We start from the raw sequence: 14625 nt of genomic DNA on the forward strand, positions 1-14625 counted from the left end.
GGCTACTTGTCTTGGTTGAACACCATGATGACTTCGGCTTCTCCGTTCTGGTACTGCTGCAGCGCGGTCCGGCCGTTGTCGCTTTGCCGTTGGTAGAAGACGGGCACCGAAGCGATCGGCTCGGCGGCCTTCGCGGCAGTGGCGATCGTCGGCTGAAAAGCCTTGCCCATCGGGCCGTTACCGAGTTTGCCCGTCGGGTTGCAGTCGGCGGCGGCTGCTTGCCAGGCGGCGTTGAAGTCCTGGGCCGCCGCGGAAAGCCGGTTCAGCTGGGCCGCGGTCTCGTCCAGTTTGACGTGGACCGTGTCCTCGCCCGCGTCTGTCATCGCCGGTCCCCGTTCGCCTCGCGGTCCAGTTCGTGCAGGAAGGGACCGAGTTTCAGATCGGACGTCTCCGGGGTCGCGTCGGCAGGCAGATAGCGGGCCAGGATGGCGAACCGCTCTTCGAGCACGTTCTGCGCCGCACGACGGATGGTTTCGACGATGGTCCGCGCCAGCGCCGTCGAGTCGGGAGCGTGGTAGACGCGCGGGTCCAGCGACAGTTCCGCCAGGCCGCCGGAGCTGTCCACGGTCGCGCTGATCAGCCCGTCGTCGGACTCCGCGGTGACGCGTATCGTGGCCATCCGGTCCTGCGCGGCCCGCACGTCCTCCGCCAGCTGCCGGTAGTCGGCATACAGATCCGCGTCCATGGTGCCTCCTCGGTCGTCTCCCGCTCAGTGTGTCGGCACGACGAGCCCGCGATCGGCGGTTGGCCTGTTGCGGCCACATCGGCACTGGCAGCACGTGCCCGGCAGACCATGGCGGCGTGAGACGACATCGAGCGCCGACGGTCCTGGCCGCGCTGGCCCTGATCGCTTCGCAGACCTTCACCGGACCGACGGCGGACGCGGCGCCGCCGGCCGGTGCCTGCCCGAATGCCGATCCCGCCCGGGCCGAGATCCCGGCATTGCCCTGGGCGCAACAGGTGCTGGACCCGCAGCGGGCCTGGCCGTACAGCCGGGGCGCCGGGGTGCTGGTCGCGGTGGTGGACTCCGGCGTCGACGCCGACCATCCACAGCTGCGTGCCAACGGGAAAGTCCTGCCGGGCCGCGACTTCTACCTCAACGGCGCCCTGGCCGGGAACTTCGACTGCGTCTCCCACGGCACCGGGGTCGCCAGCATCATCGCCGCGGACCAGCTGCCCGGCATCGGGTTCGCCGGCATCGCACCGGACGCGCGGATCCTGCCGGTGCGGATCAGCGACCGTGACGTCAGCGATCAGGGGCAGTCCCTGGAAATCGACCCGCAGGTGGTGGCCAACGGCATCCGGTACGCCGCGGACCAGGGCGCGCGGGTGATCAACCTGTCGCTGGCCGCGCTCGACGACTTCCCCGCGATCCGTTTTGCGGTCGCCTACGCGGTGGCGAAAGACGCGGTCGTCGTTGCCGCGGCGGGAAACGCGCAACAGGACACGAGCCCCGAGCTGCCGTCGTACCCGGCCGCCTACGACGGGGTGCTCGGAGTCGGTGCGGTGGACATCGACGGCGCGCGGATTTCCGCTTCGCAGATCGGTCCGTACGTGGATGTCGTGGCACCGGGCGGGAAAGTGCTTGCGGCGACCCGGGTCGACGGGCACGCCTACGACGACGGAACGAGTTTCGCCGCGCCCTTCGTTTCCGGGACAGCTGCTCTCGTGCGCGCGGAATGGCCACAACTCACCGCGGCGCAGGTCATCCAGCGGTTGAAGGCGACAGCGAGCCCGGCCCGTGGGGGCGCGGACAGCGATGCCTACGGCGCGGGGCTCGTGAATCCGTACCGCGCGGTGACGGACGGTCTCGACACCCGCCGGGCGGCCGCGTTACCGCCTTTTGTGCCGCGGCCGCCAGATCAGGCGCAGCTCGACCGAACGGCGTGGGAACAGCACGCCGCTTCTTCCGCTGTCTGGTCGGCAATCGCTGTCGGAGCCGCGATCGTCCTCGCCGCGATCGCGGCGGTCGTGCTGCCGCGTGGACGCCGACGGCGTTGGCAGGCCGGCCGTGCCGCGCCGGTGCCGGCCGAGTCGCCTGCTGTGGAGCCGCCGGACCAGATTTTCCTGCTCGCTGAATGAGCACCCCGAAACGCCCGGCGCACTGGCGCCGGGCGTTTCGGGGTCGGTTTCAGGCACCGAGGATGTTGCGGGCCTGTGCGGCCGTCGAGCAGGCGATGTCGTTGGCGTCGTTATGGGCCTTCCGCAGACCCAGCACCAAGCTGTTCTGCTCGTCGTCCAGCTTGCTGACGCGCTGCCCGTCGTCGTGCGCGACGTGGAAGTTGTCGTCCAGCCAGTGCCCGGCCAGGTTGCGGATCTGGCTGAGCCGGTCCTCGGCCTCCTGTTGCATGTTCCGGGCCGCGGCCCCATGGTTCTCGGCCAGCTCCACCAGCTGGCCGCCGATGAGCTTCACCTCGTTCGGATCGAACATTTCAGCCTCCTTCAGGGATTGATGGTGTTGCCGATGTTCATGGCCGCGGCGGCCTGCACGTCGGCGTCGCCGTAGGCCCGGCCGGTCTGGCGGAACTTGTCCGGCAGCGGCCGCATGTTGTTGTTGTAGTGCTGCTGGTAGTCGGTGAGCACCTGGTCGGTGACGTTCGAGGCGGTCGCGCCTGCCCGGCCGCCCATCGCGTCCGGAATCGCCGCGCTGCTGTCGGCGTGCAACCGGGACCTGAGCTGGAAACTGGTCTCGTTGCCCTGTTCGTATTTGCTCGTCGCTTGGCTGAGTGCCGCAGTGTCGAGGTTCAGCGAATTGCCCTGGGTCATACACCCTCCTTTTCGCGAGTTGCTTCCGCGGTCCGAAGGTATGGGGCGGCGAAGCCGAATCGCCTGCCACGGCAAGTTCCTGCCAGCGCCCGCACGGAGCGGCTCCGATCGCGAACCATCAGGGTATGGCGACTGTCGTGGTGAAGAGGCCGGCGCGCAAACCCGCGCCCGAAATGCCGGCGGGGGAACTGATCCTGCAGCCGCCACCGGAGATTCCAGCACCGCCGGGCAGGCAGTGGGCGCAGGTCTTCCTGGTGCTGCCGATGGTGGCCATGATGGGCGCGATGCTGCTGATGTACTCCGGCTCGCTCGGCGGCTCGATCCGGTACGTCATCTACGGCCTGATGGGTGTCGGCATGCTCGGCATGGTCCTCACCGGTTTCCTGCAGGGCGGCGGCCCGGGCAAGCGGGAGATGGGAAACGCGCGCCGGAAATACCTGCGGCAGCTCGCCCAGCACCGGCTGCGGCTTCGCCGCGCGGCACGCAGGCAGCGCACGGCGATGGAGTACCTGCACCCCGACCCGGCCACGCTCTGGTCCCTCGCCGCGAGCTACCGGCTGTGGGAACGGCGGAAGGACGACGAGGACTTCGCCGTCGCCCGGATCGGCCGCGGCCCGCAGCGCTCGGCGATGGCGCTCGTCGCCCCGGACACGAAACCGCTGGACGAGCTGGAACCGTTGTCCGCGCTGGCATTGCGCCGCTTCATCACCACGCAATCCACTGTGGACGATCTGCCGATCGCCATCGCGATCGACGGGTTCAGCCGGATCCACCTGCGTGGCGACCGGCAGGCGGTGCTCGGCCTGCTCCGCGGTCTGCTCGCACAACTGGCCGTTCTGCAGTCGCCGGACGACCTGCGCATCGGGGTGTGCGCCGGCGAGGACCGGCGTGGCGAATGGGAATGGACCAAATGGCTGCCGCACGCGCTGCACCCGGAGCGCACCGACGCGCTCGGCCCGTTGCGCATGGTCGCGCCGACCGTCCGCGCGCTGGAATCGATGCTCGAAGAGGAACTGGCGAAACGGCCGCGGTTCGAACCGGATGCGGACGTCCGGGTGCCGGGGCCGCATCTGGTCGTCGTCGTGGACGGCGGTTCCGCCGCGGGCTCGGACCATCTGATGACCGGTAGCGGCGTCGAAGGAGTGACCGTCATCGACCTGAGCGGTCCGCCGCCCCGGACTCTCGACCGCACGACGGTGGTGCTCACCGTCGACGCGGAGGGCGCGGTCGTCAGCGAGACCGTCGACGGGGAAGCACCGCTCGGGCAGGCGGACCTGTTCGGCCCGGTCGCCGCCGAAGGGCTCGCCCGGCAGCTGGCGCCGCTGCGGCTCACCGCGGGAATGCGGGGTGATGCCCCGATGAGTTCGGAGCTCGGCCTCGCCGAGTTGCTCGACCTCGGCGACCCGTACGAGTTCGATCCGGCCGATGCCTGGCAGGCGCGGCCGAGCCGGGACCGGCTCCGGGTGAAGTTCGGCATCCAGGCCGACGGGGTCCCGATCGAACTCGACCTCAAAGAGTCCGCTTTGGACGGAATGGGGCCGCACGGCCTGCTGATCGGCGCCACCGGCTCGGGCAAGTCGGAACTGCTGCGCACGCTGGTGCTCGCGCTGGCCGTGACGCACCCGCCGAGCTCGCTGAACTTCGCGCTCGTGGACTTCAAGGGTGGCGCCACCTTCACCAGGCTCGACCGGCTGCCGCACACCAGCGCCGTGATCACCAACCTGGCCGAGGAGCTGCACCTGGTCGACCGGATGACCGACGCGATCAACGGCGAGCTGATCCGCCGCCAGGAACTTCTTCGCGCGGCGGGGAACTTCTCCTCCTTGCGCGACTACGAGAAGGCACGCGCGGCGGGCGCGCCGTTGCCGGAGGTCCCGACGCTGCTGGTGATCTGCGACGAGTTCTCCGAGCTGCTGTCGGCGAAGCCCGACTTCATCGATATGTTCGTCCAAATCGGACGGTTGGGCCGGTCGCTCGGCGTGCACCTGCTGCTCGCTTCACAGCGGCTCGACGAGGGCCGGTTGCGCGGTCTGGAGGGCCATCTGTCGTTTCGCATCGGGCTGCGCACGTTCTCCGAGATGGAAAGCCGGGCGGTGCTGAGCGTGCCCGACGCGTTCCGGCTGCCGCGGGCACCGGGGCACGGGTTCCTCAAGGTCGGTACCGAGCCGATGGACCGGTTCCGCTCGGCCTACGTTTCCGGTGTCCACCAACGGAAAACCGGCCGCGGGGCGGCGCAGTCCGCGGCACCGCACCTGGTCCTGCACGAGTACACCACCGCTTACCACGCCCCCGAAATCGATCCGGACGAACAGCAGGCCGCGCAACAGCAGCCGGACGACGACGCGGCGGTCGGCGAGACTTTGCTGGACATCCTGGTGGGTCGGCTGGAAGGACATGGCAAGCCGGCACACCAGGTGTGGCTGCCGCCGTTGGCGGATTCGCCCACCCTGGACGGGTTGCTGCCCCCGCTCGTCGAGCGCCCGCGGCGCGGACTGACCGTCGACTCGGCGGCACTGGCCGGCTCGTTGCGCCCGGTGCTCGGGCTGGTGGACCGGCCGCTGGAGCAGCGCCGCGATCCACTGGTGCTCGACCTTTCCGGCGCAGCTGGGCACGTGCTGGTGCTGGGTGCCCCGCAGACGGGCAAGAGCACGGCCGTGCGGACGCTGGTCGCGAGCCTGGCGCTCACGCACACTCCGCGCGAGGTCCAGTTCTACTGCCTGGATTTCGGTGGTGGCACGCTCGCGTCGGTCGTCGGGCTTCCGCACGTCGGCGGGGTGTCGGGCAGGCTCGACACCGGTGGCGTCCGCCGCACCGTCGCGGAGGTCGCCACGCTGCTGGCCAAGCGGGAACGGCTGTTCGCGGCGCACGGGATCGACGGGATGGTGACCTACCGCAAACTGCGCGCGGAGGGGAAGTTCGCCGAGGATCCGCACGGTGACGTGTTCCTGGTCGTCGACGGCTGGGCGACGCTGCGCAGCGACTTCCCCGAACTGGAGGAGATGCTCGGCGACATCGCGGCGCGCGGGCTGTCCTACGGCGTGCACGTCGTGGCGACGTGCACCAGGGCGTTCGACCTGCGGATGAACGTGCGGGACCTGTTCGCCAGCAGGCTGGAGCTGAAGATCGGCGACCCGATCGACTCGGTCATCGACCGCCGCGCCGCGATGGGCGTGCCGACGGACGCGCCGGGTCGGGGACTCGCGATGAGCGGGCACCAGATGCTGGTCGCACTGCCGCGCATCGACGGGAGCAACGAAAGCGCGGACCTCGCGGCCGGCCTCGGCGCGCTGACGAAAGCGATCGCCTCGGCATGGCCGGGCGAAGAGGCGCCGCTGGTCCGGCTGCTTCCCGGCACGCTGGACTACGCGGAACTGCCGGACACCGACCGGCTTTCCGGGGACGACGCGGGATTCGCGGTCGGTGTGCGCGAACGCGACCTGGCCCCGATGCGGCTGGATTTCGCCGCGGACCCGCACTTCTTCCTCCTTGCCGACACCGAAAGCGGCAAGACGGCGTTCCTGCGCCTGCTGGCGCGCCGGATCGCCGGGGCGTATTCGCCGGAGGACGCGCAGATCGTGCTCGTCGACCACCGGCGCGCGCTGCTGGGCCAGATCAGCGAGGATCACCTGCTGGGCACCGGCGCCAACGACACGCACACCGCCGGGTTGATCGAGCAGGTCGCCGAGGCGCTGGCGAAACGCCTGCCAGGGCAGGACATCACCCCGGACCAGCTGCGGGAGCGGAGCTGGTGGCGCGGCCCGGAGATCTTCGTGCTCGTCGACGACTACGACATGGTCGCCACCTACAAGGAGCACCCGCTGATGCCGTTGGTGCCGTTGGTCGCGCAGGGGGCGGACATCGGGCTGCACGTGGTGCTGGCGCGCCGTACCGGCGGTGCGGGCCGTGGCCTGTTCGAACCGCTGCTCTCGCGGCTCCGGGAGGTCGGCACGCCCGGCCTGATGATGTCCGGCGACCGCGACGAAGGCCCGCTGCTCGGCGGAATGCGCGCGCAGGTACTGCCTCCTGGCCGTGGCTGGCTGGTGGACCGGCGCGGGCAGAAGGACCTCGTGCAGCTCGCGTGGCTGCCGCCGACCCGATGACCGAGGAGGAAACATGGGAGACGGGGTTGACGTCCAGGGGCGCCCGGACCGGATCCGCGGCGCAGCACGGGATTTCGACGCCATGAACCTGACCGGCGACATCGCTTGGCTGCCCGCGGTGTTCTCCGGGGGGATGCGGGAGGGAGAAGGCTTCTCCAGGACGGATCTGGACCGGGTGCGCGCGGCGGAGCGGTTTCTCACGGAGGTGCGCCAGGGGGTCGCCGGGCTGGTCGAGATCCTCCGCGAATGCGCCGACTGCTACGAGCACGCCGGAAACCTGACCGCGGACCAGTTCGCCGTGCTGGCCAAACGCGCCAACGACCCGAACCTGCCCCAGCTGCTGGGCAACTTTCCGGGACAACCGTGATGAGTGACGATTACACGAAGACCCCGTTCGAGGAACAGGTGCGGCTGATCGCCGCCGAGGCCGGTGTCCGGCGCGGTGAGGTCGATGCCGCGCAGCGGATGTGGGCGGACTGCGCCACCCAGCTCGGTGTACAGCTGGACAGGCTGGCCGACAAGAAGGTCGAACTGTCGAACGCCTGGACGGACGGAACTTTTCCCTACTTCGGGGAAAAGCTGGAGCAGGGCCGGATCGAAATGCTGAACTGGACCGGGCCGATCGAGGACAACGCCGTCGTGGCCGCGCTCACGGACCTGTCGCAGCTGATCGGCGACACCGCGCAGAACTTCGCCGTGCTGGCGGAGAAGTACGACCGGGGGAAGGCGGCCGCACAGCAGGCGGGGCAGACGTTCGACGACACGGACTACCAGCGGTCCGGCGGGTGCCTGCTCAATCAACTCGCCACCAGGTATGAGGCGGTCGGCGCCGCGCTCGGCAAGGTGCGGGGTCCCGACTGGAGCGGCCGCCGGGTCATGACGCCGCCCCCGGCACAGACGAGCCCGCAAGCCGGCCCTGACGACACAACGGCGCGGGCCCCGGCCGGAACACCGGGCGGCGAGGCCCCGCGGAATCCTTCTGCACCCCAGCAGCCCGATGATCAGCCGTCCCGCCAACAGGATCCCGCAGAAGACGCGCTCGCGGCGGCCCCTGGCGCGGTCGACGCGCTGAGTCAAGCCATGCAGTCGCTGGACGGTCTGCTCGGCGGCGGTTCGGACCTGACGAGTTCGCCCGGCGACTACAACCCCGCTGATCTCGCCGCCATGACCCCCGAGGACTACGGCAAGTACCTGGACCAGCTGAACGCCGGTTCGGTCGGACTGCCCACGCTGGCCGGGCTGGCCGGTGCCGGCGGGCTCGGCGTCGGCGGAGCTGCTTTGGGCGGTACGCCAGGGATTCCCGCCATCCCTTCGGCCGACGGTGCTACCTCGGTGGCGGGCCTCGGCGCCACGGTGGGCGGAACGGCTGCGGCGGCGAGCGCGGTCCGGCCCGGGATGATGCCGCCGATGTACCCGGCCCGTACGGCCGGGAGACAGGGCAGCGGTGGCGTCAACCCCGGCGCCGCCGAAGAAACCGGCAGCGTGCGCAAGCGCAAGACCACTGGTACGCCGGGCGTGCCGTTGCGTGGGCGCGCGGGGAAAACCAAGCCGCGCAAGGGAAGCGTGGCGAAACCGGGCGAGCCGGCGCCGCAGCGGCGGCGGGAGCCGGTCACCGAGCTGCTCGACGAAGAGCTGTGGCAGCTCAACCCGGAAGAAAACGAACCGCAGGAGGGCACATGGCCGGCAACGAGATCAACGGCAACACCGCGGCGATGACCGCGTTTTCCACGCGGCTGCAGGCGCCGCCGCCACCGGCGTCGATGGCGCGGCTGGGCAGTATGCCCAACCTGACCGGGACGTTCGAGGGCATCGCGATGACCCTGCTGGACAAGGCGGCGACCGCGGAGATAAATGCCTTCATGGTCAAGATGACCCAGGACATCGTCCGGATTTCCACCGACGCCAAGGAAATCGCGACGATGTACAGCGCAGCCGACGTGGCCACAGCACTGGATCTGGCTGCTTCGACGGCCAAACTCGCCACGCAGGGGATCGGACTGGTGAAGAAGTTCGCCGGGCAGGCGCAGCAGTCCGGCGGCAGCTCGGACACCAGCGCGCGGACGAAGGCCTGAGGAGGCTGGATCATGGTAGTTCCCTACAACTTCCTGCCGGTCGAGCTGATGTGGCCGATGATCGAGGCCCAGCACAGCAAGGTGCCGGAGCTGACCGACGCCGCGCGGATGTGGACACAGGTGCGGCAGTGGATCGAGGACACCAGCACCCAGCTGAACACCCGCGTCGGCGAACTCGCTCCACAGTGGACGGACGAGGCCGGGCGCGAGCACGAGGCGAAAGCCCAGCGCACCCTTTCCGAGCTCAAGATGTGGGGTGAACGCCTCGACGCGGCGCGGATTCCGGACGGGCTCAATGCACTCGCGGGCACCGTCGAAGCGACCTACGTCACCATGCAGGGCATCAACGCCGCCTACAACGCCGCCAAACTCAACCCGGCGGCCTGGCCGACGCTACCGGGCCTCCAGCAGGCGGCGGGGACGGCGATGACCGCGCTGGGCGGGCAGTTCGACACGTCGATGCTCCAGGTGGTCTCGGGGTCCGGGCTCGGGTCGCCCGGTGACGTGCTGCCGGAAGGTCCGCAACCGGCCAAGGACGGCAACTCTCCCGCGGACTTCATCAAGGCCGCCACCTCGGGCGTGAACGCCGCCTCGGCGGGGATGGACACGCTGTCGGCCTTGCAGGACCTGGGTTCCTCGGTTACCGGGACGGACCTGTCGAGTGCGCTGGCCCAGCCGGGTTCCGTTTCCGCCGGTTCGACGGGGCCGACGCTCGCCGGGCTGGCGCCGAGCCTGACGCCGGTCGCCGGTCTGTCGCTCGGCTCCCTGCCCTCGGCGGGTACGCCGCCGGTGCCCAGTGGCATGTTCGGCTGGGCGGGCGGCGCGGCCGGTGCCGCCGCGGGGCTCATGCCCGCAGCGAGGCCGGTCGCCGGCAAGCGTGCGCCCAGTCTCGCGAGTGAGCCGGAACCGGGCCGGGCCGAGGAATCTGCGACGAAGCCGTCGACCGGGGCGATGGCGCCGATGATGCCGCGCACGGGCACGAACACGGCGGGCACGCTCCATCCGGGATCCGTCGAGCCGGGTAGCAGGTCCAGCAGCGGACGCAAGTCCGCCAGCGGCACCGACGGGGTCCCGGCTACGTTGCGGGGACGGTCGCGCACCGAGGAGGCCGGGGAGTTCACGCTTGCCCGGCGTCGCGGTGAGGACGACACGGACTCCGGCTCGGTCCAACTCCTCGACGAGGACCTCTGGCGCTGAAACACAACGAAAACCGCTCCGTCAGGGGCGGTTTTCGTTGCGTCAGGGGCGGAGTGCGACCAATCTCGACCAGCCGCTGACGCTCGCTCCGCCTGCTCGCAGGAGGCGCAATGCCTCCGGAACGAACCAGCTGGGTCGGTCCGCTGCCAGGACTGGGCCTACGTGATGAGGTCGCAGGAAGCCTCGGCCAGCGGCAGAGCATTACCGTCGCCCCGCACGATCGGCCCCGGGAAGCGTCTGGTGTCGAACGACTGGGCGCGAGAACTAGCCTCCGACCGTCTGCTCCTTCGCGACGTCAGGATCAAGGCCCGGCCCTTCGGGAACGCGAGCGACCAAACCGGCCGGCAGCTTCACGGCGCTGGAAGCCTCATAGCCGAGTACCTTCAGCACATCCGGCGAGGACAGCGAATACCGGCGCCCCATGTCCGTGACCAGAACCAGTGTCCCCTCGGGCGCCTGGGCCGATGGCATCGACTCCGCGAGCGCGCCCGAGCCCGGCGGCACGTAAACCCGGTCCGCCAGTGGCGTTCCGTCCGCCGAACGGCCGGCCGTGGTGGTGTCGGCGGCCGGTAGCGACGGGCCCACAGTCATCCGCGGCGAAGCCTGGCCGGGATCGAAAGTCGCGCACACCGCGGTCGATTCGTCGGTGAGGCGGGCGATCGTGGGTCGCGCGGGCGGGGCGGATTCCGGCGCCGCGGCAACGGGGTCGAGCTGCCGGGACGCGGCGGCGAGTGCGGGGGCGAGCTGCGTCGCGCTGGGCACCGCGCCGGGGTAGGCCGCCGACATAAGCCGGCTGCTGGCCAGCTGGACGTCGTACTGCAGTTCGGTGATCGGCCGCAGCGCGTCCTTTTCCGCGAGGTAGTACTGCTTTCCGCCGCCGTTCGTCTCGACCAGCAGCAGCATCCCGGTCAGGATGTCGCCGCGTCCTGGCACCGCGGTGGAGGGTGTACCGGAGTCCGGCACCGGGAGCGGCCCGATCGGCGCACCCTCCGGCAGCACGTCCAGCCATGCTTGGTCGACCCGCGCCCACGGTTCCGACTTCAACGAGAGCCCGGTACCGACCGTTTCGTAGTCGTCGATCCGGTGCCGGTACCCGCGCCAGATCAGGTAACGGTCCCCTGTGGACGTCAGCTGGACCAGCAAAGCGTTGTCGCCCAAGGCAGAACCGCCCGACGGGTCGGCACCGGCGAGCAGCACCGACTGTTCGATCTGGCTGCCCGCGACGTCCGCCGCCGGGGCCGAGCACAGCGACCACGAACCGGTCAGCAGCCGGTCCGAAGTGGGCAGCGCGTCCGGTGCGTCGGGAATCCCGATCCGCGGACCGCGGGGCACGCCGGCCAGCGAGTTGGCCGAAACCTGTTCCGTGGCGCTGTGTTGTCCGAGCAGGAGCAGCGCGGAGGTGTAGTTGGCCACCGGGTACAGCTTGTCGTTCAGGTAGACGTACCGTGTGCCGGTCTCCTTCTCCACGATCACCGCGGAGGCCGACTTCCACGAGTCATTGCCGCCCGGCTTGATCATCCCGTACACGCCGACACCCGCGAGCGAAACGACAGCCAGCGCGATACTGGCGAAAGCCGCCCCGACAGGACGACGGAACGGCGGCTGCTCGGGGTCGGTCTCCCGGGTCACCAGCGCGGAAATCGCGCGCTGCACGAGAAACTGGTACGCCTGCAGCTGGTCGCGTTTGGACGCCATCCTTCAGCCCCCCATCCCGCGCACGTACGCGTAGAGACCGAGCACCCAGCACGCCATCGGCACGACAGCCGCCAGCACGAGGATCTCGGAGTACTCGGCGAACCGGCCGAGGTAAGGGTTCGCGGTGCGCGTGCTGAGCAGGATGCCGGCCGTGATCACCCCGGCCGCCACGACGAGCAGCAGAACGAGCACCGCGGCCGACGGCAGCGCGAGCGGACCCGCGACCAGGCACGCGATCCCGGCGATTCCGGTGCCCAGTAACGGAATCCGATGCCGCGGCACCGGATAGAGCCGGGCACGCAACAGGAACCCGGCCGTCACCACGGCGATCAGCACCATGGACGCGGTATCGCCGGCGACGGCCAGCAGGCACAGGCCGCAGAAGACGACCACCGCCGCTCCGGCGACCATCCCGGTGAGCAGCCCGTCCGCGCGCGCGACGGCAGCGTGCACCCGGGTGAGCGGCGGCTGCGGATCGTCCCGCACCAGATCCGCCGTCGAGCGGGGCAGCACCGGCATCGGCACCTTCCCGAGCCGCAGCGCGATCGGCGCGAACAACGTCGACAACAGCAACAGCCCGGCGGCGAGCACCGCCGCGGCCTGGTTCGCGGCCAGGCCGCAAGCGAGTGCGACGCCGCTGCCGACCACCGTGAACAGCCCCGCCGCGGCCGCGCCCGCGAACAGGGCCTGCGCGACGGCAACTCCCAGATAGCCCACCAGTCCGGCGAACAACAGCGCGGCACCGGCAAACATGACGTGCCCCGCCGTGACGTCGGTCCAGGCGTGTCCCCCGAGCAGCGACAGCACCCCACCGGCGAAGGCGAACGGCAGCGCGGCGGCAGCGAGCACCGCACCGGCTCCGGCGTCGCTGACCGGCCGCGCCAGCACGACCCCCGCGACCAGCAGCACTACCGCCGTGCCGAGCGACCACAGCCCCGGCCCGGTCCACGGCGGCCCGGCACGCAGCACCGCGAACAGCCCGAGCACGATCACGACCGCGCCCGCGGCGAGCCCGGCCCGGCGGGTGTGCTGCGGCCCCCACGCGCCGCCGGTCCGGCCGGAGCCGGTGGCGATCGCGTCGGCGAGGTCGTCGTACTCCGGCTCCGGCCAGGTGGTCCGCGCCGAGGTCAGGTGCAGGACCTCCCCGTCCCGTACCCGGTGCGCACCCAGCGTCCGGTTCAGGTCGAACGGGGTGCCGTCGGCGCGGCGCAACAGCCAGCCGCCCCCGGCGACTCCCTTGTCGACCATGCCCTCGCCCGCGCGGGCCAGGACTCCGGGCAGGAGCTCGGCCACGGACGCGTGGTCGGGCAGCGCCATGTCGATGCGCCGCTTCGGTGTGGCGATCGTGATCCTGATCAAACCGGCAGTCTGCATGGGAAAAGCTTCGGCCGGCCGGTGCCCGGATGGTTGACAGAGGCAGGAACCTGCCGTAGTGCATCAGGAATCCGTCCCGGATGCGCGAGAATGGGCTCATGAGCATCGAGGCCGGGCGAGTCAGGCTGCTCGCGGAGGGGCCGGTCGCCACTGTGTACGCGGAAGGCGCCGCTGCCGTCAAGGTGTTCCCCGCCGGGTTCGGCCGGGACACCTCGACGGGGCTCGAGAGAGAGCGGAAGGCGCTCGATTCGGTGCGCTCGGAGCGCGCGATCCTGCAGGCCGACGAGGTCATCCAGTTCGCGGACGGCCGGGCGGGCCTGCGGATGGCGGGGTGCCGCGGCTCGCTCGCCGGGCTGCTGGCTTCCGGCGCCCGGCTGACGGTGCGGGACGCGCTCGCGATCGGACAGACCGTCTCCGGCGCCTTGGCGGCCGCGCACCGGGTCGGCGTGGTACACGGCGGAGTCACCCCGCACAACGTACTTTTCCGTCATACCGGCGAGCTGGTTCTCGCCGACTTCGGTACCGCGCTGCGGAGAGCGTTCCCCCGTGACCCGATGTATTCCGTGGAGTACTCGGCGCCGGAGATGTTGCGGGACGACGCGCTGACGGAGGCGACGGACCTCTACGGCCTCGGGGCGGTGCTGTACGCGGCGTTGACCGGTGCGCCACCGTTCCCGCGGCGGACCGGACAGCAGCCGGGGGAGCGGATCCTGCAGGTGCTGCGGGAACCGGTGCCGCCGCTGCAGGCACCGGGCCTGCCACTGGAACTGTCCGAAGTGGTCGGCCGGTTGCTGGCAAAGGATCCCAAGGACCGCCCGCGCGACCCGGCGGTACTGGCGGACACGTTCCGCAAGCTGTACCGGGCAGGCGACGGGCGCGCCGTGGAGTTCGACGACTTCGCCGCCGCCCCGAGCCCCGCTCCCGCTCCTCCCGCGCCGACGCTGGGCCGTGCTCTGGTCCTGAGCTACGGGCCCGAGGACAAACCCAAGGCGGGCAAGCGAATCCGCTGGCGGCCGCTGGCGCTCGCCGTGCTCGGGGTCGCGGTCGTGGGGCTGAGCGTGCTGCCGTTCGTGCTGCGGCCGGGTCAGGCGCCGGAGCAGCAGAACCTGCCGGCCGCTGTCGGCCCGGCGCAGGTCTCGTCCGTGGCGCCGGCGCCCGACGTGAAGCTGGTGCTGAACCCGCCATCGGACCTCGGCGACAAGGTCCAGCTGAACTGGACCGCGACCGGTGACCTGGATTTCGCCGTGGTGGTGGCCGGCGAGCGGATCCCGACCGCGACCATCGTCGCCGGGCGGCAGCACGCGATGACGGTGCCGGTGGACCAGACCCGGAAGTACTGCTTCCAGATCCGGGCCACGGACGGCACACACATCTACTCCACCGCCCCGGTCGCCCTCCGGGGCGCGAGCTGCAATCCCTGA

Annotated in this window: 13 protein-coding genes; 7 read left to right on the forward strand and 6 right to left on the reverse strand. The window is 70.7% G+C overall.

From position 1 onward, the window contains the following. Nucleotides 1-2: 2 nt before the first annotated feature. Together VHD82_RS07030 and VHD82_RS07035 are read right to left on the reverse strand one after the other, a co-directional pair. Nucleotides 3-323, reverse strand: a complete 321-nt coding sequence (locus VHD82_RS07030; protein WP_325698251.1) for a hypothetical protein — start codon at nt 321-323, stop codon at nt 3-5. Continuing rightward, entirely contained in the window at nt 320-685 is a 366-nt protein-coding gene (locus tag VHD82_RS07035; protein ID WP_325698254.1) for a YbaB/EbfC family nucleoid-associated protein, read from the reverse strand. The genes VHD82_RS07030 and VHD82_RS07035 overlap by 4 nt, the downstream gene beginning before the upstream one ends. Before the next feature lie 116 nt (nt 686-801). Here VHD82_RS07035 and mycP point away from each other — a divergent pair, with 116 nt between their 5' ends. Beyond that, nucleotides 802-2082, forward strand: coding sequence for a type VII secretion-associated serine protease mycosin (gene mycP / locus VHD82_RS07040; protein WP_325698256.1), 1281 nt, complete (start codon nt 802-804; stop codon nt 2080-2082). A 49-nt stretch (nt 2083-2131) separates the two neighbouring features. Here mycP and VHD82_RS07045 read toward each other — a convergent pair whose 3' ends face one another. Together VHD82_RS07045 and VHD82_RS07050 are read right to left on the reverse strand one after the other, a co-directional pair. Further along, on the reverse strand, nt 2132-2431 hold the full coding sequence (locus VHD82_RS07045; RefSeq protein ID WP_325698260.1) for a hypothetical protein: 300 nt from the start codon (nt 2429-2431) through the stop codon (nt 2132-2134). An 11-nt stretch (nt 2432-2442) separates the two neighbouring features. Then, nucleotides 2443-2766 carry a hypothetical protein gene (locus VHD82_RS07050; protein WP_325698263.1) on the reverse strand — a complete coding sequence of 108 codons (324 nt, stop codon included), beginning with the start codon at nt 2764-2766 and terminating at the stop codon, nt 2443-2445. Nucleotides 2767-2891: 125 nt separating this feature from the next. Here VHD82_RS07050 and eccCa point away from each other — a divergent pair, with 125 nt between their 5' ends. Genes eccCa through VHD82_RS07075 form a run of 5 tightly spaced genes read left to right on the forward strand, consistent with a single transcriptional unit; the run spans nt 2892 to nt 10135 of the window. Next, nucleotides 2892-6866, forward strand: a complete 3975-nt coding sequence (gene eccCa, locus VHD82_RS07055) for a type VII secretion protein EccCa (RefSeq protein ID WP_325698266.1) — start codon at nt 2892-2894, stop codon at nt 6864-6866. Nucleotides 6867-6879: 13 nt separating this feature from the next. Continuing rightward, nucleotides 6880-7233, forward strand: a complete 354-nt coding sequence (locus VHD82_RS07060; protein ID WP_325698269.1) for a hypothetical protein — start codon at nt 6880-6882, stop codon at nt 7231-7233. Next, on the forward strand, nt 7233-8582 hold the full coding sequence (locus VHD82_RS07065) for a hypothetical protein (protein WP_325698272.1): 1350 nt from the start codon (nt 7233-7235) through the stop codon (nt 8580-8582). Before VHD82_RS07060 ends, VHD82_RS07065 begins: the two co-directional genes overlap by 1 nt. Beyond that, nucleotides 8543-8938 carry a hypothetical protein gene (locus tag VHD82_RS07070; RefSeq protein WP_325698275.1) on the forward strand — a complete coding sequence of 132 codons (396 nt, stop codon included), beginning with the start codon at nt 8543-8545 and terminating at the stop codon, nt 8936-8938. Before VHD82_RS07065 ends, VHD82_RS07070 begins: the two co-directional genes overlap by 40 nt. 12 nt (nt 8939-8950) lie before the next feature. Further along, the gene (locus tag VHD82_RS07075; RefSeq protein ID WP_325698278.1) at nt 8951-10135 is read left to right on the forward strand and encodes a hypothetical protein; all 1185 of its coding nucleotides are present in this window, start codon (nt 8951-8953) and stop codon (nt 10133-10135) included. 264 nt (nt 10136-10399) lie between these two features. On the opposite strand, the gene eccB is transcribed toward VHD82_RS07075, so the two are convergent. Together eccB and eccD are read right to left on the reverse strand one after the other, a co-directional pair. Beyond that, nucleotides 10400-11830 carry a type VII secretion protein EccB gene (gene eccB, locus VHD82_RS07080; RefSeq protein ID WP_325698281.1) on the reverse strand — a complete coding sequence of 477 codons (1431 nt, stop codon included), beginning with the start codon at nt 11828-11830 and terminating at the stop codon, nt 10400-10402. Between the two features lie 3 nt (nt 11831-11833). After that, the gene (eccD, locus tag VHD82_RS07085) at nt 11834-13189 is read right to left on the reverse strand and encodes a type VII secretion integral membrane protein EccD (RefSeq protein WP_325698285.1); all 1356 of its coding nucleotides are present in this window, start codon (nt 13187-13189) and stop codon (nt 11834-11836) included. A gap of 113 nt (nt 13190-13302) precedes the next feature. On the opposite strand from eccD, the gene VHD82_RS07090 reads away from it, so the two are divergent. After that, nucleotides 13303-14625, forward strand: coding sequence for a serine/threonine-protein kinase (locus tag VHD82_RS07090; protein ID WP_325698289.1), 1323 nt, complete (start codon nt 13303-13305; stop codon nt 14623-14625).

The organism is Amycolatopsis sp. (assembly GCF_035546795.1).
Lineage (GTDB): Bacteria > Actinomycetota > Actinomycetes > Mycobacteriales > Pseudonocardiaceae > Amycolatopsis_E.